Origin of the sequence: Helicobacter pylori NQ4053, assembly GCF_000274605.1 — a bacterium.
GTDB classification, from domain to species: Bacteria; Campylobacterota; Campylobacteria; order Campylobacterales; family Helicobacteraceae; genus Helicobacter; species Helicobacter pylori_CV.
On the sequence record NZ_AKNV01000005.1, the window covers coordinates 46,280 to 69,942 of the forward strand.

19 protein-coding genes and 2 pseudogenes are annotated in these 23,663 nt (G+C 38.1%); 11 read left to right on the forward strand and 10 right to left on the reverse strand.

What is annotated here, in order from left to right; translation table 11 throughout:
* The 4 genes and pseudogenes from AYS37_RS04815 (at window position 1) to copP (ending at window position 3,379) form a co-directional block, all read left to right on the forward strand.
* Window positions 1–255 (forward strand): hypothetical protein, encoded by a 255-nt coding sequence (locus AYS37_RS04815; protein ID WP_001255669.1) that lies wholly within the window; start codon window positions 1–3, stop codon window positions 253–255.
* Window positions 245–957: pseudogene (gene pssA / locus AYS37_RS04820) on the forward strand (CDP-diacylglycerol--serine O-phosphatidyltransferase). The gene AYS37_RS04815 and the pseudogene pssA overlap by 11 nt, the downstream one beginning before the upstream one ends.
* A pseudogene (copA, locus tag AYS37_RS04830) lies at window positions 954–3,178 on the forward strand (copper-translocating P-type ATPase CopA). Before pssA ends, copA begins: the two co-directional pseudogenes overlap by 4 nt.
* A complete protein-coding gene (gene copP, locus AYS37_RS04835; RefSeq protein WP_000869075.1) occupies window positions 3,179–3,379 on the forward strand; it encodes a copper-binding metallochaperone CopP in 201 nt (66 codons plus the stop codon). It abuts the pseudogene before it with no gap.
* A 150-nt stretch (window positions 3,380–3,529) separates the two neighbouring features.
* Here the strand turns inward: copP and AYS37_RS08835 are convergent, their stop codons facing one another.
* Both AYS37_RS08835 and csd4 read right to left on the reverse strand, forming a co-directional pair.
* Window positions 3,530–3,787, reverse strand: coding sequence for a hypothetical protein (locus AYS37_RS08835; RefSeq protein ID WP_080023685.1), 258 nt, complete (start codon window positions 3,785–3,787; stop codon window positions 3,530–3,532).
* Between the two features lie 250 nt (window positions 3,788–4,037).
* Window positions 4,038–5,354 (reverse strand): DL-carboxypeptidase Csd4, encoded by a 1,317-nt coding sequence (gene csd4 / locus AYS37_RS04840; protein ID WP_000725423.1) that lies wholly within the window; start codon window positions 5,352–5,354, stop codon window positions 4,038–4,040.
* A gap of 135 nt (window positions 5,355–5,489) precedes the next feature.
* Here csd4 and AYS37_RS04845 point away from each other — a divergent pair, with 135 nt between their 5' ends.
* Window positions 5,490–6,005, forward strand: a complete 516-nt coding sequence (locus AYS37_RS04845; RefSeq protein ID WP_000353465.1) for a flagellar FLiS export co-chaperone — start codon at window positions 5,490–5,492, stop codon at window positions 6,003–6,005.
* A gap of 3 nt (window positions 6,006–6,008) precedes the next feature.
* Here AYS37_RS04845 and AYS37_RS04850 read toward each other — a convergent pair whose 3' ends face one another.
* The 8 genes from AYS37_RS04850 to pyrB form a co-directional block, all read right to left on the reverse strand.
* Window positions 6,009–7,004, reverse strand: a complete 996-nt coding sequence (locus tag AYS37_RS04850; RefSeq protein WP_000780442.1) for a HoxN/HupN/NixA family nickel/cobalt transporter — start codon at window positions 7,002–7,004, stop codon at window positions 6,009–6,011.
* A gap of 57 nt (window positions 7,005–7,061) precedes the next feature.
* Window positions 7,062–7,751, reverse strand: a complete 690-nt coding sequence (locus AYS37_RS04855; protein ID WP_000037711.1) for a DUF3226 domain-containing protein — start codon at window positions 7,749–7,751, stop codon at window positions 7,062–7,064.
* Window positions 7,744–8,928: an ATP/GTP phosphatase gene (locus AYS37_RS04860; protein ID WP_000616477.1), complete on the reverse strand. Its 1,185-nt coding sequence runs from the start codon at window positions 8,926–8,928 to the stop codon at window positions 7,744–7,746. The genes AYS37_RS04855 and AYS37_RS04860 overlap by 8 nt, the downstream gene beginning before the upstream one ends.
* A gap of 110 nt (window positions 8,929–9,038) precedes the next feature.
* Window positions 9,039–9,608, reverse strand: a complete 570-nt coding sequence (locus tag AYS37_RS04865) for a restriction endonuclease (protein WP_000721741.1) — start codon at window positions 9,606–9,608, stop codon at window positions 9,039–9,041.
* Between the two features lie 3 nt (window positions 9,609–9,611).
* Window positions 9,612–10,235: a hypothetical protein gene (locus AYS37_RS04870; RefSeq protein ID WP_000946728.1), complete on the reverse strand. Its 624-nt coding sequence runs from the start codon at window positions 10,233–10,235 to the stop codon at window positions 9,612–9,614.
* Complete coding sequence (locus tag AYS37_RS04875; protein ID WP_000764956.1) at window positions 10,229–11,884, reverse strand: ABC transporter ATP-binding protein; 1,656 nt, start codon at window positions 11,882–11,884, stop codon at window positions 10,229–10,231. Before AYS37_RS04875 ends, AYS37_RS04870 begins: the two co-directional genes overlap by 7 nt.
* Before the next feature lie 90 nt (window positions 11,885–11,974).
* Window positions 11,975–13,414 (reverse strand): outer membrane beta-barrel protein HofB, encoded by a 1,440-nt coding sequence (gene hofB / locus AYS37_RS04880; RefSeq protein WP_000797803.1) that lies wholly within the window; start codon window positions 13,412–13,414, stop codon window positions 11,975–11,977.
* Between the two features lie 279 nt (window positions 13,415–13,693).
* Window positions 13,694–14,617 carry an aspartate carbamoyltransferase gene (gene pyrB, locus AYS37_RS04885; RefSeq protein WP_001124615.1) on the reverse strand — a complete coding sequence of 308 codons (924 nt, stop codon included), beginning with the start codon at window positions 14,615–14,617 and terminating at the stop codon, window positions 13,694–13,696.
* A gap of 66 nt (window positions 14,618–14,683) precedes the next feature.
* On the opposite strand from pyrB, the gene AYS37_RS04890 reads away from it, so the two are divergent.
* The 6 genes from AYS37_RS04890 to AYS37_RS04915 are packed head-to-tail and all read left to right on the forward strand — an operon-like array spanning window position 14,684 to window position 23,559.
* Complete coding sequence (locus tag AYS37_RS04890) at window positions 14,684–15,199, forward strand: hypothetical protein (RefSeq protein ID WP_000053890.1); 516 nt, start codon at window positions 14,684–14,686, stop codon at window positions 15,197–15,199.
* Window positions 15,199–15,906: a 23S rRNA (cytidine-2'-O)-methyltransferase TlyA gene (gene tlyA / locus AYS37_RS04895; RefSeq protein WP_001235157.1), complete on the forward strand. Its 708-nt coding sequence runs from the start codon at window positions 15,199–15,201 to the stop codon at window positions 15,904–15,906. The genes AYS37_RS04890 and tlyA overlap by 1 nt, the downstream gene beginning before the upstream one ends.
* Window positions 15,872–16,714, forward strand: coding sequence for a bifunctional riboflavin kinase/FAD synthetase (locus tag AYS37_RS04900; RefSeq protein WP_000931654.1), 843 nt, complete (start codon window positions 15,872–15,874; stop codon window positions 16,712–16,714). Before tlyA ends, AYS37_RS04900 begins: the two co-directional genes overlap by 35 nt.
* A gap of 46 nt (window positions 16,715–16,760) precedes the next feature.
* The gene (gene tkt / locus AYS37_RS04905) at window positions 16,761–18,686 is read left to right on the forward strand and encodes a transketolase (protein ID WP_001239879.1); all 1,926 of its coding nucleotides are present in this window, start codon (window positions 16,761–16,763) and stop codon (window positions 18,684–18,686) included.
* Complete coding sequence (addB, locus tag AYS37_RS04910; protein WP_001047476.1) at window positions 18,683–21,013, forward strand: ATP-dependent deoxyribonuclease AddB; 2,331 nt, start codon at window positions 18,683–18,685, stop codon at window positions 21,011–21,013. Before tkt ends, addB begins: the two co-directional genes overlap by 4 nt.
* Window positions 21,010–23,559, forward strand: coding sequence for a DNA translocase FtsK (locus AYS37_RS04915; RefSeq protein WP_000837231.1), 2,550 nt, complete (start codon window positions 21,010–21,012; stop codon window positions 23,557–23,559). The genes addB and AYS37_RS04915 overlap by 4 nt, the downstream gene beginning before the upstream one ends.
* The last annotated feature ends 104 nt before the right edge of the window (window positions 23,560–23,663 follow it).

The following is a 23,663-nucleotide window of genomic DNA, read 5'->3' on the forward strand; positions in this document are numbered from 1 at the left end:
GTGCGATCTTGCAAACAGATTTTTGATAAGGGTTTAAAGCCTTATGATAAACATTCTGTTTGTTTAAAGCTTTTTTCTAGGTTTTGTTTTCTCAAAATTCATGCTTACCAACAGCGTTATAAAGCGTTTGCTCTAACGCTCTTTTTTTGTGCGTTTTTTAACGCTTGTAAGATTTTTCTTCCCGCAATTGGTTTTGAAATCGTTTTTATTCCTATTCTAAAAGCCAAGTTAAAAAGAATCTCTAATGCCTATTAACCCTCTCTATCTTTTCCCCAATCTTTTTACCGCTAGCAGTATTTTTTTAGGCATGATGAGTATTTTTTACGCTTCCAGTTACCAATTTGTCATGGCATGCTGGTTAGTGGTAGCGAGCCTTATTTTAGACGGGCTTGATGGGCGTGTCGCAAGGCTTACCAACACCACTAGCAAGTTTGGTATTGAATTTGACTCCTTAGCTGATGTAATCGCTTTTGGAGTCGCCCCAAGCCTTATTACTTACTTTTATGTGGGGTATAATTTCGGGCGCATAGGTATGGCAGTGAGCGCGTTGTTTGTGATTTTTGGAGCGATACGATTGGCGCGATTCAATATCAGCACCAACACAAGCGACCCCTATTCTTTCATCGGTATCCCCATTCCTGCGGCGGCGGTATTGGTGGTGCTTTGTGTGTTATTGGATAATAAATACCATTTCTTAGAAGGCAATACCGAAAGGTTATTTTTAGGCTTTATTGTCTTATTGGGGGTGCTTATGGTGAGCAATATCCGCTACCCTAATTTTAAAAAAGTCAAATGGAATCTCAAGCTTTTCATCTTAGTGTTGATTTTTTTATCGTTAGTGTTTGTGCGCCCTTTAGAGGCTTTAAGCGTGTTTATGGGGTTGTATTTGATTTATGGCATCATTCGGTGGCTTTTTTAATGGTAAAAATTATTTTTAATAAAAATAAGAGTGCATGAAAGAATCTTTTTACATAGAGGGAATGACTTGCACGGCGTGTTCTAGTGGGATTGAACGCTCTTTAGGGCGTAAGAGTTTTGTGAAAAAAATAGAAGTGAACCTTTTAAATAAGAGCGCTAACATTGAATTTAACGAAAACGAAACCAATTTAGACGAAATTTTTAAACTCATTGAAAAGCTAGGCTATAGCCCTAAAAAAACCCTCACAAAAGAAAAAAAGAATTTTTTAGCCCTAATGTTAAATTAGCGTTGGCGGTTATTTTCACGCTTTTTGTGGTGTATCTTTCTATGGGAGCGATGCTTAGTCCTAGCCTTTTACCTGAAAGCTTGCTTACGATTAACAACCATAGTAATTTTTTAAACGCATGCTTACAGCTTATAGGCACGCTCATTGTCATGCATTGGGGGAGGGATTTTTACATTCAAGGGTTTAAAGCCTTATGGCACAGACAACCTAACATGAGTAGCCTTATCGCCATAGGCACAAGCGCCGCTTTAGTTTCAAGCCTGTGGCAATTGTATTTCGTTTATACGAATCAGTGGTCTTATGGGCATTATTATTTTGAAAGCGTGTGCGTGATTTTAACGTTTGTGATGGTGGGCAAACGCATTGAAAATGTTTCTAAAGACAAAGCCTTAGACGCTATGCAAGCCTTGATGAAAAACGCCCCAAAAACCGCCCTTAAAATGCAAAATAACCAACAGATTGAGGTTTTAGTGGATAGCATTGTGGTGGGGGATATTCTAAAAGTCCTCCCTGGAAGCGCGATTGCGGTGGATGGTGAAATCATAGAGGGCGAAGGGGAATTAGATGAGAGCATGTTAAGCGGTGAAGCGTTGCCGGTTTATAAAAAAGTCGGCGATAAAGTCTTTTCAGGGACATTCAATAGCCACACGAGTTTTTTAATGAAAGCCACGCAAGATAACAAAAACAGCACCTTGTCTCAAATTATAGAAATGATCCATAACGCTCAAAGCTCAAAGGCAGAGATTTCTCGCTTAGCGGATAAGGTTTCAAGCGTGTTTGTGCCAAGCGTGATCGCTATCGCTATTTTAGCGTTTGTGGTGTGGCTCATCATCGCGCCTAAACCCGATTTTTGGTGGAATTTTGGAATCGCTTTAGAAGTGTTTGTATCGGTTTTAGTGATTTCTTGCCCTTGTGCTTTAGGATTGGCTACGCCTATGAGCATTTTAGTAGCGAACCAAAAAGCGAGTTCTTTAGGCTTATTTTTTAAAGACGCTAAAAGTTTAGAAAAAGCAAGGCTAGTCAATACGATCGTTTTTGATAAAACCGGCACGCTCACTAACGGCAAGCCCGTCGTTAAAAGCGTTCATTCTAAAATAGAATTATTAGAGCTATTGAGTTTAGCGGGCAGTATTGAAAAGAGCAGCGAGCATGTCATCGCTAAAGGGATTGTAGAATACGCCAAAGAGCGTAACGCTCCCTTAAAAGAAATGAGTGAAGTTAAAGTGAAAACGGGTTTTGGCATCAGCGCTAAAACAGATTATCAAGGCGCTAAAGAGATCATTAAAGTAGGCAATGGCGAATTTTTTAACCCTATTAACACGCTAGAAATTCAAGAAAACGGGATTTTAGTGTTTGTGGGTAGAGTGATCAATGAAAAAGAAGACGAGCTTTTAGGGGCGTTTGTTTTAGAAGATTTGCCCAAAAAAGGCGTGAAAGAGCATATCGCTCAAATCAAAAAATTAGGCATTAACACTTTTCTTTTAAGCGGGGACAATAGAGAGAATGTCCAAAAATGCGCGCTTGAATTAGGGATTGATGGTTATATCAGCAACGCTAAACCACAAGACAAGCTCAACAAGATTAAAGAGCTTAAGGAAAAAGGGCAGATCGTGATGATGGTGGGCGATGGCTTGAATGACGCCCCTAGCCTTGCTATGAGCGATGTGGCGGTGGTGATGGCTAAAGGGAGCGATGTGAGCGTGCAAGCAGCGGACATTGTGAGTTTTAACAACGATATTAAATCGGTTTATAGTGCGATTAAATTAAGCCAGGCGACCATTAAAAATATCAAAGAAAATTTGTTTTGGGCTTTTTGTTATAATAGCGTGTTTATCCCTTTAGCTTGTGGGGTTCTTTATAAGGCTAATATCATGTTAAGCCCGGCGATTGCGGGTTTAGCGATGAGCTTAAGCTCTGTGAGTGTGGTTTTAAACTCCCAAAGGCTAAGGAATTTTAAAATTAAGGATCGTTGAATGAAAGTTACTTTTCAAGTGCCAAGCATTACTTGCAGCCATTGCGTGGATAAGATTGAAAAATTTGTGGGCGAAATTGAAGGCGTGAGCTTTATTGATGCGAGCGTGGAAAAAAAGAGCGTGGTTGTAGAGTTTGACGCTCCAGCGACACAGGATTTGATTAAAGAAGCCTTATTGGATGCGGGGCAAGAAGTAATATAATAAAGGTAGTGTGATATAGAAGTAGCGGGTTAAATACCGCAACATTCAAAAGGGTTGTTGTCTTTTAATGCTTTGTTTGGGTGTTTTTACGCCCTTCAATGGTGATTTATCATAACAATAAGAGAAAGAAATTATCGCATTTTCCTTTTCTCATTTCCATTTTTGATACAAACGAATCTGCTTGTTCAAGCTGCTAATTACACCACCAATAAAAGAAAGGGAGCTGCGAGATAGATTGCTTCTGCATTGCGAACGAATAAGTTCACAGATTTTAACAAACAATATGCATAGCTCATTAGGTTTCATATTGCCAACATTGCATAAGCCTTGTATGCATTCAATAGGGACACGAATACGGGGGTTACCATCTTTTAAGTCATTGTCTAATCGCTGTGTTAAGCCATCCATACCCTTTTGGACCCTTTTGGATTATCTCATGCATTCTTTCTAAAACACAATATTCCCTTGCTAAAAAAAGAATAAGATGAATGCATGATGCGAAGTCTATTGCTTATGTTATATAGCCTCTTTGTTAAGTCAGGTAATAATAAATAAAGATTTTTAATGTCTGGCATGACTATCTTTTATTTGAGGCTATCATATTTATCATGCGTTGCCTTAAAACGCTATGAGATCTTTTGGTAAGGCTTACCCATTCCTACACAAATTTCACTAAGATCATCCCGCTAAACGCGTTGTTTTTATAAAATTCTATGCGATAGATCCTTTCTTGCTTGTCCAATGAAAAGCGTTTTTGGAAATCTTTAAATCTAATCGTATAGCCCATTTCATTAGGCTTACTTTCATTAGAAACGCTAAAACCAATCACATTCGCGCGGATATTATCCATAGCATGGATATAAAAACTCTCTTTCACTTCAACCACGCTCCCTATTTTAACCATTTGATCCTTATTGTCAATTTGCATTTTCACTTCTTCTAAAGAAGGATCAAACTCTATGTAAAAGGGCGATAATCGTGTCATGAGCTTGTTGCCGTATTTTAAAAACACTTCTTGTTTGTTTTTGACTAGCCCCACAATGTAAGCGTTGCTCTCTATGGGGATTTGCGGGATTTTAGTGTTGTGGGGTAAGGGGAAATGATTGAGTTTAGGGCGTAAGTTAAAAAGGGGCATTTTAGGCAGAGAGCTGATTTTTGCCCATAAGCTTTTATCGTTGATTAGGGCATGCACGCTGTTAGGGTTAAGCTCAAAATCGCGCTTAAAAGGGATATTGAGCTGATTGAGTAAGCCCTCAATGGCTTGCAAATGGTAAAACACCCTTGACGCTAAAGGGAGCTCTTTGCTGGCTTCATTGGCAAAAGCGCTCTTTTTTTGGTTGATTGCATAAAAAGTTAGGGCTTTTTGCATTTCTGTATCGCCTTGAGCGGTGTGCGTGTTTTTTAAATGATACTCCTCAATGGGGTGCAATAAATGGGCGTTGATGCTCTCAATCGTATTGTTTGCAAAAGCAAGCAAATTAGGGAATTTCGCCCCTTTAACTTCATCTTGATCAATAATAAAGCAATTCCCCCAGCGCTTAGGATTGAGCGTCGCATCAACATAAACAGGGCGATAATACCCACCGCCATCATGCAAATGCAAGACAGCATCCACGCTAGGCTTTGCAATCAAGGATTTGATTTCTTGGATAGTGGGGTATTCAGGGTCATTCTTGTCTAAAGCGGCAAATTTGCGGTTCATATCCCCATACAAGCCCCTATGATTTCTTAACATGGAAGGCTTATTCAATACGGGAACCACTTCCACCAAGCCTTTTAAAACGCTATAGTGCATTAAAAACAAATTAGTTGCATTAAACCCTCCAGGCTCATCGCCTTGAATCCCTGCTAAAAGCAACAAATGGGGGGCTTTGTCTCTGTCTTCTACATTTGTAGGGGCTTTTTCTATCATCTCTATCGCATGCAAAAACACCCAAGAATACAAGCCCCACACCAAAAGCCATATTTTTTTCATCCAATCTCTCTACTATTTAAAACTAAAAGATCGCTAATTATACCTAAAAACCTTTTTAAGGGTGTTTTTTAAAATTTCCATAAAAAAGGAACGAAAAATGCTTGTGAATGATCAATTCTATTTAAAAGGTTTTTTATGGATATTTTAAAAACTCTTCAAAAGCATTTGGGCGGTGTTGAAACAAGCGATTTTAAAACTAATGCGATAGAAAAATCCCAACAAATCGCCAAATTTAGTAGGGACATGAAAAATATAAACGAGAGCGTTGGAGCGTTACAAGTCTTGCAAATCGCTTGCAAAAAGCTTTTCAATAAGAGCATGGGTTTAGAAGATAAAGACGCTTTGCAAGCTTCTATCATCAAACAAGAATTGCGAGAAATTGTAGAAAATTGCCAGTTTTTAGCCTCCCCTTTGTTTGACACCCAGCTCAACATTGCAATCAATGATGAAGTTTTTTCCATGATTGTGGCTAATCCTTTGAATTTATTGGAAAATGTGGGCGAATTTCAAGCTTATTTGGAAGAAAAATTAAACGAAATTAAGGAATTATTAGGTTATTTGAGTGAAAGCCTTTCAAACCCTAAAGCCTTTACGCCAAGTTTTTCAAATAAAAACCTTAAAGATTTGTTGAACGATAACTTGAGGGCTTAAAATCTAGCCTTCTAGTTTAGAAAATTTGATTTTCCATAAGAAGAATGAGCCTAAAAACGCTATCACGAATAAGCCCACTAAATAATAGCCCAAGTCTGTAAATTCCAGGCTCTGTAGGGCGCTTAAAAGGCGGTTTTCAAATTTTAAATGGAGTTTCTCGCTAACGACTTGAAAAAGCTCAATCAACCCGATAAAAAGCGCGATAAACACGCTTAAGGCTGTAATGGAGATGTTGTAGTAGATTTTCCTTAAAGGGGTTTTGAACGCCCAATCATACGCCTTGAGCATGAACGCCCCATCTAATGTGTCAAACAAACTCATGCCAGCGGCAAAAAGAATGGGTAAAGAGAGCATGCCCACCACACTCACTTTAATCGCGCTGCTAGAGAGGGCCAAAAGCGCGATTTCACTAGCGGTATCAAAACCTAGCCCAAAAAGAAAACCCACAGGATAAATGTGCCACGACTTGGAAACGAAATTAAACAAGGGCTTAAAAAAGCGGTTGAGTAAGCCCCTACTCGTTAAAAGCCGTTCAATCTCTTCATTTTGTTGCTGGCTCAAGCTTTCATTAGAATGCGATTTTTTGAATATTTTTAATAAATCCAAGAGAATAATCGCATTCAATAGCCCTATAATGAGCAAGAAAAGCCCAGAAACTAAAGTCCCCACTACCCCCCCTATTTCTTCTAGCATCGGCGTGTGCTCTTTGGCCCAAGCGATCGCAAACGCGCTGATGATGGTCATTAAAATCACCACGCTTGAATGCCCCATAGAAAAGTAAAACCCCACACCATAGGCGTTTTTGCCTTGTTGGGTGAGCTTTCTAATGGTGTTGTCTATGCAAGCGATGTGATCCGCATCAAACGCATGCTTTGCCCCTAGCATGTAAGCCATAGACGCCGCCGCATAAAACGAAGCGTTATTGGCCATAAAGAGCAACGCTAAACCTAATGCATGCAAGAACACAATCGCTAAAAAATAAGGAAACCACAATTTCACAGCACGCCTTTTTGTAAAAATAATATTTTTTGGATAATTGTAATATATTTTGTTAAATTAGAAAATTTTAGGATTTATTTTTTGATCATTTTCTGAAAATTGCTCTAAAAAATTTTTAAGGGGATTGAGAAGTTCTGATTCAAACTTGATGGCTTTTTTTAATTTTTCATAGTCTTCTTCATATTCATTCTTTACTTTACCTCCTATATTATCAAAAATATTTTTTTTGGTATATAGATATTCTAATCCAAGTGCTTCTAAATAGGCATACCACTTATTTTTTCTTATGTTTTTAATCGGTTTGTAATGTTCTGTCTTTTTAATACAATCCAAATAGCCTTCAAAACAATTTATAAACTCTTTGTGGTTAGCAATTTTTAATAATAGGGTTTCTAAATCACCATCATCTTGATTATTAGGGAATAAAAAGATTTGTTCTCTTGGAAAATCAATCCTTTTTTCTTTGAATTTTTCACGAATATACTTAAGCTTATTATCAAAACCTGCATCGCTTTCTTGACTCTCTTTCTTGTCTGCATCAAAAATAATACACACTTGTTTATATGTTTGATGTTCATTATTTAAAATTTTTCTAATCTTTTCCGGAAATTCACCTGAAATGAGCTTATCTTTACCTTCTATATCAAGCATATCAAAATGATCCTGGCATTTCAAAAAATTAAGATACCAACCTAGAAAGTTTCTATCACTTTTTCCTTCTGTATAAATAAGTATCTTTTTACTCATAATTATTTTCTTTAAACCTTTCTTTACCTCCAAAAAGATTGGCACAATTCCTGAAATAAAGAGATAGATTTTCTCCATAATAAGGCTCTGCAACGATTGAACTGCTGTTTTTTTCTAAGCAAAACAATTTAGTCTGATGAGCAAAATCTTTTTCTTTGATAACTTGGTCTAAAATTTCTACAAATTCTTGGCTGTGGGTAGTCATAAACACTTGCAAATTACGATCTTTGTTATTATTAATAAAATCAATAATCTTTTCTAACAATAATCTCATGCGGGAAAAATGCAAGCCATTTTCCACTTCGTCAATATAGATCGTTGTTGCGTTATTGGCAATAAAAGCGCTCATAATATGCAAATATTTCATCAAACCATCGCCAAACATAGATAGGGGGACTTTTTCTTTGATATTTTTCACCTCTAATTTGAGTTGGTTGTTAGCATTAAATCTAATAGCTTGAATGTTTTTATCAAATTGGTTAAGGCTTTGATTCAGCCTTTTTTCTAGTTGATTGTCATCAAGAATCTTACGCACTGCTTGAATGATATTGGGATTCATAATATGGATAGCATTAGAATTTATAACATCTCGCTTGCGAGCAACATCGCTAGGCGTTATGATGGCGGCGCTTTCAAAGGGTAAAAGTTTTTGCGATTGGTTGGGCTCAAAATTCTTAAATTGCCTGTTGTAGCTTGACTGATTAGGAATTGGTGGGAAATTGGGAATTCTAGCAATATTTAAATAGTCGTTATAGATTTCTTCTTTATCTTTTTTAAAAATGAACTTAAGTTGTGAGAATGCTTGTGCTTGTTCTGCTGTGGGTATTATTTGCGACTCTCTTACTTTTTGATTCTCATTGGTTATGAGCTCTATTTGCAAATCTAATGTCTGATTGTTGTCTGAAGTTGTAGTGATTCGTATTGGTTTTCTAGTGTTTAAATTATAAAACATCAAGTTTTGTGATTCTGTCGTTAAAGGTTCTTTGCGTATATTATCATAAATCTCCAATATATTAGTGCATGGGTGCATGTCTTTTCCCACTAAACAATATAACACCTCTAACAAATTAGACTTTCCCGCATTGTTTTCACCAGTGATAATGTTAAGCTTGGTAAAACCATCAATTGTAGTGTCCTTAAAATTCTTAAAGTTTTTGATGCGAACAGACTGAATCATTGAACCCCTTTATCCAAGCAGAAATTGACGCTAAATTTTGACATTATAGCGCATGCAATTACGACAAAATTTTAAAAGAACTTGAGAACAAACGATCTGATGGAATCGGTTCATCTCTTTTCGTTCAAAAACCTGACCCATTCGTCTCTATCAATCAAAAGCACTTCGTTAGCTTGAGCCAGTTTTTGAGCGGCCTGCGTGAAGTAGCTGTTGGTGATCACGCAAGCTTTTTCGCAAGCGTAGTAAGCTTTAGAAGAGACCACCTCTTGAATGGCTTTGGGCGAAACTTTATGCGAGTAGCGTTTGGCTTGAACCGCCCATTTGACGCCATCTTTTTCTACAATCAAATCCGCTCCATAATCGCCGCTTTTTTGAGTGATTGTAACTTCAAAACCCTTTGAAGTGAAAAAGACTTTGGAATATTCTTCAAATTCAAAGCCGTTCATGGCGTCTATTTTTTGCAAAATGCGTTTGAGTTGGCGCTTCTTATACGAAGAGATAACGCCTTGAAAAAGCACTAACATGGAAAAAACGCCAAGAAGCACGAACAATTTTAAAAGCAAATCATTAGCCGATGCAGCTAATTTCAATTCTAAGGCTTTTTCCAATAAAACATTCCATGCTAAATAAATCCCTACCGAAAACAAAATGACAAAAATAAAGAATAAAATCTTTTTCATGCCTTAAAGCCACTCTGCATTTTCTATAGCGTTCAAACGCTTTTCTAAACCCTCCATAAGAGAATAGTAAGCCTTATTAAGGGCTTTGATCAAAGCGTTATGATAGGATTTGTCTTCTTGGGAAAAAAGAGAGGGGTTATCGCCCAAACGATTAGCGTAATAAACAGGCACGCTGAAAGCGGTGGGGATTAAAAGGGTGTCAAACGGGCAAGCGGTTTGCGGGACGCATTCTAAAATCAAGCTCGCTTGAAGGTTTAAAAAATGCATGACGGATTTTGGGTCAGCGTTAGGCTCAATCGTCTTTTTAAGCCTTTCTTTAATGGCTTTTAAATCTTTAGGACTCTCTTCAAAAGAAAAAAAAACATTGCCTGAAACATTGAAAGTGAAAGCGCTTTTATCTTTTAAAAAATAAGCGATTTGCTGGGCGAGTGCTTTTTTAAATTCTTTTTGGTAAAAGGGCGGCACAAAATGGGCGTTAAAAAAGATTTTAGGGAGGGTTAAAGTGGAAGCGGTTTTTAAAGCGCTATTTTTGGGGTAATTTTTATATTTTAAATGCAGAGTCGTTTTGTTGAAAAACTGACACCCTAGTAAAATAAAAGCAACACCAACGCTTAAAACCCTTAGCATTCTGTCAAACGCCCATGCTCTAATTTCACATGCTTAGTGGCTAATTTAAGCGTGCTTGGGTTGTGCGAGATGAGAATGATCAAGCGGTTTTGTTTTAATTCTAAAATGCTTTGTTTGACGCTCTCTTCTGTGTGATTGTCTAAAGCGGAAGTGGCTTCATCAAAGATTAAAACTTGAGCGTCTTTATACAAGGCTCTTGCAATGGCGATCCTTTGGCGTTGGCCGCCGCTAAGGTTAGCGCCAAATTCATCTAAAACGCTCTCTATCCCATGAGGCATTCTTTCCACAAAATCTAAAGCTTGAGCTTTTTTCAGGCATTCTTTGATTTTTGCCTCATCAATTTCTAAACCATACGCCACATTTTCAGCCACGCTCCCATTAAAAATAAACACCCTTTGAGTGACAACGCTAATCTTTTCTCTTAAGGATTTTTGAGTGATGCTCTCTATTTTTTGATCATTGATGAAAATTTCGCCCCTACTTGGCTCATAAAGGCGTAAGATCAGATTCACTAACGAGCTTTTACCGCTCCCGCTTTCGCCCTTTAAAGCGATGATTTCATTTTGTTGGAATTTCAAACTAATATCGCTTAAAACATAACGCTCTTGATTGTCTAGCGTATAAGCGAGCCATACTTTTTTAAATTCTATGGTGTGTATAGCGTTATTTAGCGTCAATTCCCCATCAACAATAGCCGGCTCTCTTTCTAAAATCTCATGGATCCTGTCGCTAGCGACTAAGGCTTCTTGAAAATTAGAAACGATCCTAGTCAAGCGTTTAATCGGCGTATAGAGCATAAAAAGGGCCGTGATGAAAGAAAAAAACGCCCCCACGCTAATATGGCCTCTAATCACTTCATTCCCCCCTAAATAAATCACTAACGCTATCGCAATCGAGCCTAAAAACTCCATTAAAGGCGAAGAAATTTCAGCCACGGCGATGTTTTTGATACCGATTTTAAAAAACGCTTCATTTTCTTTCACAAAAGCCTTATGCTCTAACTTTTCGCCATTAGAGATTTTAATCGCTTCCACGTTGTTAAAGACTTCACTCAAACGAGCGGTGATTTTGGCGTTACTCTCTTGATGGGATTTAGCGAGTTTTTTAACCTTACGAATGATTTTACTGATAGGAATAGCAGCTAGCGGCATGATGACTAGCCCCACTAACGCTAATTTAGGGCTTTGATAGATCACCACCCCCACTAACCCAACAATCGTTAATCCTTCTCTTAGGCTCTCTGAAAGGTAATTGGACAAACTCGCTCTAATCAAACCTATATCATTGGTGATCCTTGCGATCAATTCGCCCTTTTTCGTTCTGTTAAAAAAATCCATTTCCATTTTGAGAAGGCTTTCTAGCATGGTGTTGCGTATTTTTTTGACAATATCAAGCCCGATAAAGTTAGTGAAATAAGTGCCTAAATACATGCCCCCACTCTTGCCCAAATACGCCAAAATCACTAAAAAAGGCAGGATTTTGAGCATGTGAGTGTCTTTATTGATAAAAATTTCATCTAAAGTGGGCTTGACTAAATAAGTCCCCCAAGCCGTGCTTAAAGCCACCACTAAAGAAGAAAATAAAACCACTATAAAACTTTTATAATGCTCTTTAAGGTATTTAGAATAACGCTTGAAAAAGAGTTTCAAATGCTTAACCTTTAGATTTGATTGAACTCTTATTATAGTGTTTTTATTAAGGGATTTTTAACGCTTTAATAAACAGCTTAAAGCGATTGGTTAGAATTTAGCGCTAAGGGTTGTCATCAAATGGCTTCTGTCTGAATAAAGTGCTTTAGAGCCGGGCGTGGGCCTGTAACTCCCCACCGTAAAGCCTGAATGCGTCATCACGCCAAAGTATTCTAATTTCACGCTCGCTGTCAAACTCTTACTGATTTTATAGCCCACATTAACAGCCGCGCTCGCTTCATTGGCTAAAGCGCCGCTAGTCCAACGCCATAAAGTCCCCCACAGCCATTTTTTATGCACGCCCCCACCAAAAACCCAACCAGAGACGGCATCAGCGGTTACCACATGGCTTAAGGCTTGCCCTATATCATAAACGCTATTAGTCCAAAAATCAATGCCTAAAGGGTTTCCTGTCGTGCCTATGTAAGCGTTTGCGTTTTTCCACACTTTATAAAACGCTCCCCCGAAATTAAATTCATTGTAATCAAATCGTTGCCTAATGAGCAAGCTTTGCCCGGCAGTGCCAGCCTTTATAGCGTAACGATAAGTATCCCTTCTTAAGGGGGCATGGACAGGGAGCAAAATATAAGCTTTTGTTTCGGATCTAAATCCCACGCCATCAAAATTAGGGTTACTATCATAGCCTACAACCACCCCAGGGCTGTAATAAGTCCCGGGCGAAAATTGGAAAAAAGGGCTGACGCTAACCCCTTTCCTTTCATAAGTGTAATCCACTAAATGGATACCATAATTTAGAGTGCGCCCGTTTTTAATCACGGTTCTTGGAGAATAAAAATCATAAATCCACTCCCCATAAGCGAACGCCCTACCCCATGAGCTAAACCACCATAATTTATGGCTCCCCTCATTTTTATCCTTGATTTTAGCGCTGATTTCAAAGCCTTGCGTGTAAGAGCTCATATAAGGAGCACTGGATTGATAACGCCCCCCTTTAGCCGCAAATATATCCTTATAGCGGTATTCTAAAAAAGCGTTATTCATCAAGTAATTACGGCGGATTTTATTAGCCCTAGCGTTCCCACATGCTATAGAATCAATCACCTTGCCATCAGAGCCAAGCGCGCACTCATGGATACTCGTGCCATCAAGCAAGGCCCTTTTACCCCCTAAATAGCCATCCCAATAACCGATGTAATTATAAATAACCGATCCGCCCTGATTGAATTTCGTGCTGTCATAAGCGATCCCACCGATTGTGCCGCCGAATTTTCCCTCTAAAACATGCCCTTGATCTTTAAGGCTTTTGGATAAAAAATCCGCATAAATATTGCCCTGACCCACAGCGGTTACAAAAGTCTCTGTAGGATAAATCCCCCTAGCTATGTCAATCTTTTTCTTATTAAAGCCAACTTTAGAAAAGGACTCCGCTAAAACTTCAATTTTATAATCAAACGCTTGCAAAGAAGCGCTCAAACTTAAAACATATAACCCACAAAAAACTTGATTCTTTAAAGGTGCACTATTTTTCATTTTTTCCCTTTTAATAGCCAATACATCTTAAAGACTATACAATTCTTAACTGATCTAAAAAACAAAAAAGCATAATCAAGCTATTTATTTACTTTTAATTAACTCAACTATTTTAAATTATAACGAAATTTTTTTAGTTTCATACTAAAATGAGATGAAGTAAATCAAAATCTAATTAAAGTGGGATTTTTGCACCGTTTTATAACCAAACCCATTTTTAATACAAAAGTTCTCATATTGATTGTAAAAAATGCCAAAAAGCATTTTTAAGTTTGACAATCAATCTAATAGCAAAAACTCCAACACTGCCATGCGCATTGCCACGCCATTTTTGACTTGCTCTAAGACTTTAGATCGCTTGTCTTCTAACACCGCGCTTTCTATATCAATATCCCTATGCACCGGGCCTGGGTGTAAAATAATCACCTCTTTATTTTTAGCATGAGCTTCTAGGCGTTGTTGGGTGATGCAATAAGCGTTGCCATAATCTTTCAAGCTCGCAAAAATGGGCGCATTGTGCCGTTCGGTTTGGGTTCTCAAACTCATTAAGATGTCAGCAAATGCTATCGCTTCTTCAATGTTGTGCGTCGTTCTTAAAGGAGTGCTAGGGAGCATGGAGCTTGGAGCGCACAGCATGATCTCAAGCCCTAGCCTTTGGAGCAATTTAATGTTACTATTAGCCACTCTGGAATTTTTCACATCGCCTATGAAAGCGATTTTCTTCCCTTTTAAATTTTCTAAACCGCCAAAATGCTGATAAAGGGTGAGCAAGTCTAATAACGCTTGGGTAGGATGAGCACTTGTGCCGCTCCCGGCATTAATCAAGGGGCATTGTGAAAATTCAGCTAATTTAAAAGGCGCGCTTGAAAAAGCATGCCGTGTGATGATAGCGTCAGGCTGCATGGCATGGATATTTTTGAAAGTGTCTATCAAAGTTTCACCCTTTGAAGTGGAGCTTGTTTGCATGTTTAATTTCACTATTTTTGCCCCCAACCTTAGGCTTGCGATTTCAAAACTAGACACCGTTCTGGTGGAATTTTCAAAAAATAACGCCACGATGATTTTATTGTGCATTTTTTCTTTTGTCTCTAAAGATACAGCGTTAAAATCGTTCGCATAAACGCTCGCTTTGTTCAATAAAAGCTTGATTTCATCTAGGCTTAAATCGCTGGTTTGGAGCAAGTGTCGGCATTTTTTTGGCATAAAACCCCCTTTTAGTTATAATATAGGTTTTATTTTAGCTAAAAATGGCATGGGTTTTAGCAAGGAATGAGCTTGAAAAATCTCTCAACACTTCTGGTGTTTTTATTCTTTTGTTTGGGGTGTGTGAGCAATTTCAATGAAGACACCTACACGCTAGACTTAGTTTTAGAAAAAAAGATCCAAGCCAGCAGGAAAGGCGAAATCACCAAAGATAATGTGCCTATCATCACGGCTATCGCTACGCATTTAAACGATGTGGATAGCGGCACTTACTATGATCATGAGTATTTTTTAGTGGAGATTTTCACGCAAAATAACGATTGGATAGATGATGGCTATATTTCTTATGAACTTTTTGGCACAAAACCTATAGGCTCAGAGCCTTTATGGGTGCGAGAAATCACAAAAGATGAATTTGATGGCATTTTAGAAACCACGAATCGGTGGAGTCGAGCTTTTTTACTCGCTTTTGACAAATTGGATTATTTAGCGGTGCAAGAAGCCAAACTAGAGCTTGATGCCTATAGTTTAGGCAAGATTGTTTTTAATTTCGCTTATCAAGTCCCCCTACCTCAATTTTAATGCGCCTAGATTACGCCTTATTCAACCAGCATTTAGCAAATAGCAGAGAAAAAGCTAAAGCGTTGGTTTTAAAAAATCAGGTTTTAGTCAATAAAATGGTGGTTTCTAAACCCTCTTTTATCGTTAAAGAGGGTGATCAAATTGAATTAGTCGCTACCAATCTATTCGTTAGCAGGGCTGGGGAAAAATTAGGGGCTTTTTTAGAAACCCATTTCGTGGATTTTAAGGGAAAGGTGGTTTTAGATGTGGGAGCGAGCAAGGGGGGCTTTAGTCAAGTGGCTCTTTTAAAAGGGGCTAAAAAGGTGCTTTGCGTGGATGTGGGGAAAATGCAATTAGATGAAAGTTTGAAAAACGACCAGCGCATAGAATGTTATGAAGAATGCGATATTAGAGGGTTTAAAACGCCAGAAACAATTGATTTAGTGCTTTGTGATGTGAGTTTTATTTCTTTATATTGTATTTTAGAAGCGATTTTGCCTTTAAGCGATGAATTTTTGGCGCTTTTCAAACCGCAATTTGAAGTGGGCAGGGCCGCAAAACGCAATAAAAAGGGGGTGGTGATGAATAAAGAAGCCATTTTGAACGCTTTAGAAAACTTTAAAAACCATTTAAAAACAAAGAATTTTCAAATCTTAAAGATCCAAGAAAGCTTAGTGAAAGGGAAAAACGGGAATGTTGAATTTTTTATCCATTTCAAGCGAGCCTAAAATTAAAAGCCTAGCTATCGGTAAATTTGACGGCTTGCATTTAGGGCATCAAGCCCTTTTTAAGGAATTAAAAGATCCTAAAGCCCTTTTAATCATAGAAAAAAAACATTACACTAAAGGCTATTTAACCCCCTTAAAATACCGCGCCAAACTCGTTAAGATGCCTTTATTTTTTGTGTATTTAGAAGAGATTTCACAATTAAATGCTTTAGAATTTTTAGAGCTTTTAAAAAAGAAATTCCCTAACTTAGAACGCCTGGTGGTGGGCTATGATTTCAGGTTTGGGCATGAGAGGCAAAATGACGCTTTATTTTTAAAAGAGCGTTTTGAAAAAACCATTATTGTGCCTGAAGTGAAAGTCCAAAATATTAGCGTGCATTCTAAGATGATCAAACTAGCCCTAAGTCATGGCGACTTATCTTTGGCTAACAAGCTCTTAGGCCGATATTATGAAGTGTGCGGGGAAGTCATTAGCGATCAAGGATTAGGGCATAAAGAATTAGTGCCTACTTTAAATATCAAAACTAAAGATTTTATCCTCCCTAGCTTTGGGGTGTATGCGAGTTTAGTGGAAATAAAAGATCCAATTTATCAAAAAAGCGTGAGTTTTATAGGCAATCGCTTAAGCACGGATCAACATTTCGCCATAGAATGCCATGTTCTTGATACTATCATAGAAAACCCGCCCAAAGAAATCGCTTTGCGTTGGGTTCAAAAAATACGAGACAACATGCGTTTTTCTTCGTTAAAAGAGCTTAAAAATCAGATCCAACAAGACATCTTAATGGCCAAAGAGATTTTGAGATAATTTGTGTTAAAATGGCTTTTAAAAACCTTAAAAATGGAAAAATTTGATGCGATTGAGTAACGCTGACTTAGAACGATTAAAAAGCATGGCGAACACGCTTCGCTTTTTGTGTGCGGATATGATAGATAAGGCTAATAGCGGGCATCCGGGCGTGTGCTTGGGGCTAGCCGATGTGATGGTGGTTTTAAGCTTGCACCTAAACCTAAACCCTACTAACCCTAAATGGCTCAATAGGGACAGGCTGGTTTTTAGCGGAGGGCATGCGAGCGCGTTAGCGTATAGTTTGTTGCATTTGTGGGGCTTTGATTTGAGCTTAGAAGATTTAAAGCGTTTCAGGCAATTACACTCTAAAACCCCAGGACACCCCGAATTGCACCACACCGAAGGCATTGAGATCACGACAGGCCCTTTGGGGCAAGGTTTTGCTAACGCTGTGGGTTTTAGCATGGCGAGTCAATACGCTCAAACCCTTTTGGATAAAGAAGTGATTACTCATAAAGTCTATTGCTTGTGTGGGGATGGGGATTTGCAAGAAGGCATTAGTTATGAGAGTGCTTCTTTAGCCGGACACCTTCGCCTTGATAATCTCATTGTGATTTATGACAGCAACCAAATCAGCATTGAAGGCGCTATTAATATTAGTTTTAGCGAACAGGTTAAAGCACGTTTTTTAGCGCAAAATTGGGAAGTGCTAGAATGCGATGGGCATGACTATCAAGCAATTCACAATGCTTTAGAAGAAGCCAAAAAATCCACCAAACCCACGCTTTTAATCGCTCATACGATTATTGGTAAGGGGGCTATTGGTTTAGAGGGGAGTGAAAAAACGCATGGCTCGCCTTTAAATAAAGAAGTGTTAAAACAATCCAAAGAAAACGCTCAAATCAACCCTGATGAAAGCTTTATCATTGGCCCAAAAAACAAAATGCATTTTGAAGAAGTGAAAGTTAGGGGCGTTAGCTTAGAAGCCTTATGGGAAAAGTCCTTAAGCCCTAAAACAAAAGAAAAGATCCATGCGTTAAAGAATTTTGATTTTAACGCCATCCATTACCCCACCTTTAAAAAAGGCGAATCTCTAGCCACGAGAGTGAGTAACGGCATGATTTTAAACGCTATCGCCAAAGAATGCGAAGGCTTTTTGGGGGGAAGTGCGGATTTAGCCCCCTCTAATAACACGCAGTTAAAACACTCTGGCGATTTCCCTTTAGGGCAAAACTTGCATTTTGGAATCAGAGAGCATGCCATGGGGGCTATCACTAACGCTTTAGCGGCGTATGGCTTGTTTTTGCCTTTTTGTGCGACCTTTTTTGTGTTTAGCGATTATTTAATGCCCAGCATGCGTTTGAGCGCTTTAATGAAACTGAAAGCCCTTTTTATCTTCACGCATGACAGCATTGGCGTGGGCGAAGACGGGGCGACGCACCAACCCATAGAGCAATTGAGCCATTTACGTGCTTTGCCCAATTTCTATGCTTTCAGACCCAGCGATGCTTTTGAAAATAAGGCTTGCATGCAAGTAGCGTTAAGTTTGAACGCTCCTAGTGCTCTTATTTTATCGCGCCAGAATTTACCCGTGCTTGATGAGGTCTCTAAAGAGCAGGTTTTAAAAGGGGCGTATGTTAAATATGATGCTAAAGATCCCATTATCACGCTCGTTGCAAGCGGGAGCGAAGTGTCTTTAGCTTTAGAGAGCGCTAAAATTTTAGAGCGAGAAAATATCCCCACTCAAGTGGTGAGTGCGCCTTGCTTTGATTTATTAATAGAGCAAGATGAAAACTATCTTAAAGAACTCTTTAAGGGTAAGGTTTTAGTGATTGAAGCGAGCCGTGCGATAGAGTGGTATCGTTTTGCGGATAAAATCATTGGCATGGATTCTTTTGGGAGCTCAGCAAAGGGCGATAAACTCTTTGAAAAATTTGGCTTTAGCGTTGAAAACATTACCGCTCAAGCGAAAAGATTACTCAACGCATGAACTTAGAAAAACTTTTTTTAGAAAAAACCCCCTTGTTTGTTTTTAGCTCCACCAGGCGTTTAAAACATTTCTATTTAGAGCAAGGCGAAGGGTTTTTGCCTAGCGCGATGAGCATGGGGAGTTTTTTTGAACAGGCTTTTTACATCCCTAATCAAAAGAAAATCCCTAACAGCGCGCGCCAAATTTTAATGATAGACACCATTAAAGCCATCGCTAAAGAAAAAAAATCCGCACTTGAAGGGCTTTTGCTTTTTGAAAACAGCTTTTTAGGGTATTTGGAAAGCACTTCTTTTTTATTTGATTTGTTTGATGAGTTAAGTTCTGCTTGCATCAAACTCAATGAACTTTCTTTTAAAGACATTTATTTGGATTATGAAAAGCATTTAGAAGTCTTAGAAATGATTTATGATCGTTACATTAAAAAGCTAGAAGGATTAGGCTTTTACAACAAAATCATGCAAAAAAAACCCACGATTTTAAAAGAATTTTTTGAGCATTTTTCCTCCATTGAATGGCATTTAGACGGCTTTATGAGCGTTTTTGAAAGGCAATGCTTATTAGAAGTGGCCGAGTTAGTGCCTATCACTTTACACTTATCTTGCGACAAATACAACCAAAAATTCTTGGAATTTCTCAATCTCAAATTAGAGACAGATTGCGATTATTCCATTGATTTTAAAACCCAAAAGATCCTTTCTCAAACTTTTAATGATCAAAAAATTGAGCCAAAGCTTTATGCTAACTCCAGTTATTTAAAACAAGGCGCTTTAGTTTTACAAACCATAGAAGAGTATTTGCAAAAAGATAACGATCCTAATAAAATGGCGATCATCACGCCCAATGCGGATTTTTTGCCTTTTTTAAAACTTTTAGACAAAAACAACAATTTGAATTTTGCGATGGGCTTAGGGGCTAAAAACAGCCCTTATTATACAGAGCTTGTCAAAATCTTAGAAAATTTAGAAACAAGCGATCTTGATTTAAGCGGATCTGCTCTATTAGATTTAGAAAATATTACCCTTGCGCTTTTAGAACAACAAAGCTCTAAAGAAAAAGCACCCTTAAAAGAAGTGCATTCTCAAATCATGCACCAGTATCATCTTTTAAAAGACACGCTTAAAAACTACAGCCTTAAAGATTTATTGCATTTGTATTTGCAAGAATTTGAAGCCAACTTCCGCTTAGACGATTCTAGTGGGGGCAAAATACGAGTCATGGACACTTTAGAGACAAGGGGCATGCAATTTGATAAAATCGTTATTGTAGATTTTAATGAAACTTGTGTGCCAAGTCTTAAAGATTGCGATTTATTTTTGAACTCTGCTTTAAGAAAATCGCTCAACCTCCCCACTTTATTAGATAAGAAAAATTTGCAAAAACACTATTACTACCAGCTCTTTAAAAACTCTAAAGAAATAACACTTTCTTATATAGAGAGTGAAACTTCAAAAGCCTCTAACATGCTTTTAGAATTAAATTTGCATATAGAGCCTATCAAAGACGCTTACACGCTTTTTGCACCAAGTCCTTTAAAAGACTACCAAGAAGAAGAAATCAAAGCCGCTATCCCTAAAGATTTTAACTTTAGCGCTAGCTCATTGAACGCTTTTTTAACTTGCAAGCGCCGTTTTTATTACCACTACATGAAGCGATTCAAAGAAAGCCCTAAAGATGAAAATAATAGCGCTGTGGGCAGTTTGCTCCATGAACTTTTAAAAGAAGCTTATGAAAAATATAAAACCCCCCATTTATTAGAAGAAAGGCTCATTTGGCTGTTAGAAACAAGAGAAAATATTACCCCTAAAGAGCGTTTAGACACTCTTGTAGCGCTCAAAAAAATCCAGGCTTTTTATAAAAAAGAGCGAGAACGCTTTAATGCAGAAATCACCATTCTTGATCTTGAAAAAAGCTTTGAAACGATTATTCAAGGCGTTATTTTTAAAGGGCGTATAGACAGGATTGACAAAACGGCTGACAATGAGATTATTTTATTGGATTACAAATTCAAAAGCGATTTGAAATTAGACAACATGAGCGAAAAACAAAGAAAAAGCTTAAGCCCCATAGAAATCGCTCAAATCAGCACCGATTATCAAATGGCCATCTATGCGTTTGCCCTTAAAAATCTGGGTTACAAAGAGCCTATAAAAGCCTTTTTTTATGATTTGAGAAAGGGCGAGTTACTAGAAGAAGACGAGCTACAGGCTAAAATGGATCATTTGGAATTTTCTCTTATCCCCAAACTCAAACAAGAAATTGATTTTGAAAAAACTTTAGAGGTTAAAGATTGTGAGTATTGCTCTTTTAAAGACATGTGCAACCGATGAAATCTAAAAAACTTTATTTGGCTTTAATCATAGGGGTTTTATTAGCGTTTTTAACCCTATCTTCATGGCTGGGTAACAGCGGTTTAGTGGGGCGTTTTGGGGTGTGGTTTGCCGCAATCAATAAAAAATATTTTGGGTATCTTTCATTGATTAATTTACCCTATTTAGCGTGGGTTTTATTCCTTTTATACAAGACTAAAAACCCTTTTACAGAAATCGTTTTAGAAAAAACCTTAGGGCATCTATTAGGCATTTTATCTTTACTCTTTTTACAATCTAGCCTGTTGAATCAAGGGGAAATCGGCAACAGCGTGCGTTTGTTTTTACGCCCTTTTATAGGGGATTTTGGGCTTTATGCACTGATAATGCTTATGGTAGTTATTTCTTATTTGATTTTATTCAAACTGCCCCCTAAAAGCGTTTTTTATCCTTATATAAACAAAACACAAAACCTTTTAAAAGAGATTTACAAACAATGCTTACAAGCCTTTAGCCCTAATTTTAGCCTGAAAAAAGAGGGTTTTGAAAACACCCCATCAGACGCTCAAAAAAAAGAAACCAACAACGACAAAGAAAAAGAAAACCTTAAAGAAAACCTTATTGATGAAAACCACAACACCCCTAACGAAGAATCGTTTTTAGCGATCCCTACCCCCTATAACACGACTTTAAATGATTCAGAGCCGCAAGAAGGCTTGGTTCAAATTTCCCCTCACCCCCCTACCCATTACACCATTTACCCTAAAAGAAACCGATTTGATGATTTGGCTAACCCCACTAACCCCCCTTTAAAAGAACCTAAGCAAGAAACTAAAGAAAGAGAACCCACGCTAAAAAAAGAAACACCCATCACGCCCAAACCTATCATGCCCATATCCGCACCCAACACAGAAAATGACAACAAAACAGAAAATGACAAAACCCCCAACCACCCCATAAAAGAAGATGATTTACAAGAAAGTCTACAAGAAAACCCACAAAAAGAAAATCTAAAAGAAAATCTAAAAGAAGAAAAAAGAGAAACAGAGAACGCTCCAGGCTTTAGCCCACTAATCCCCACCAGCGCTAAAAAACCCGTTATGGTTAAAGAATTGAGCGAAAATAAAGAAATATTAGACGGATTGGATTATGGCGAAGTGCAAAAACCCAAAGATTATGAGCTTCCCACCACGCAATTATTGAATGCGGTTTGTTTGAAAGAAACTTCTTTAGACGAAAACGAGATTGACCAAAAAATCCAGGATTTATTGAGCAAGCTGCGCACCTTTAAAATTGATGGCGATATTATCCGCACTTATTCAGGCCCTATTGTAACCACCTTTGAATTCCGCCCAGCCCCTAATGTTAAGGTGAGCCGTATTTTAGGCTTGAGCGATGATTTAGCGATGACTTTATGCGCTGAATCCATCCGCATTCAAGCCCCTATTAAAGGTAAAGATGTCGTTGGCATTGAAATCCCTAACAGCCAAAGCCAAATTATTTATTTAAGAGAAATTTTAGAAAGCGAATTGTTTCAAAAATCCAGCTCGCCCTTAACCCTAGCTTTAGGCAAAGACATTGTGGGTAACCCTTTCATCACGGATTTAAAAAAGCTCCCCCACTTGCTCATCGCCGGCACGACAGGAAGCGGTAAGAGCGTGGGCGTGAATGCGATGATTTTATCCTTACTTTATAAAAACCCCCCCGATCAACTCAAATTAGTGATGATCGATCCCAAAATGGTAGAATTTAGCATTTATGCGGACATCCCCCACTTACTCACACCCATTATCACCGATCCTAAAAAAGCTATTGGGGCTTTGCAAAGCGTGGCTAAAGAAATGGAACGCCGATACTCTTTAATGAGCGAATACAAGGTTAAAACCATTGATTCTTATAATGAGCAGGCGGAAAATAACGGCGTTGAAACGTTCCCCTATTTGATTGTGGTGATTGATGAATTAGCGGATTTAATGATGACAGGGGGAAAAGAAGCGGAGTTTCCTATCGCTAGAATCGCTCAAATGGGGCGCGCGAGCGGCTTGCATCTCATTGTAGCGACCCAACGCCCAAGCGTGGATGTCGTAACCGGCTTGATTAAAACCAATTTGCCTTCAAGGGTGAGTTTTAGGGTAGGCACTAAGATTGATTCTAAAGTGATTTTAGACACCGATGGGGCGCAAAGCTTGTTAGGAAGGGGCGATATGCTCTTTACCCCCCCAGGAACAAACGGGTTAGTACGCTTGCATGCCCCTTTTGCCACTGAAGATGAAATCAAAAAAATCGTGGATTTTATTAAAGCCCAAAAAGAAGTGGAATATGATAAAGATTTCTTGCTAGAAGAATCGCACATGCCTTTAGACACCCCTAACTATCAAGGCGATGACATTCTAGAAAGGGCTAAAGCGGTGATTTTAGAAAAAAAGATCACTTCTACGAGTTTTTTACAACGGCAATTAAAAATCGGCTACAACCAAGCCGCCACCATTACTGACGAATTAGAAGCTCAAGGCTTTCTATCCCCAAGAAACGCCAAAGGCAACAGAGAGATTTTGCAAAATTTTTAGGACTTGTTTTCAATGAATATTGGCAATAAAAACATTATTTTTAATTTTTAAAATTCATTTTCTTTAAAAAAACTTTTCCCAATAACACAAATGAAACCAACCTT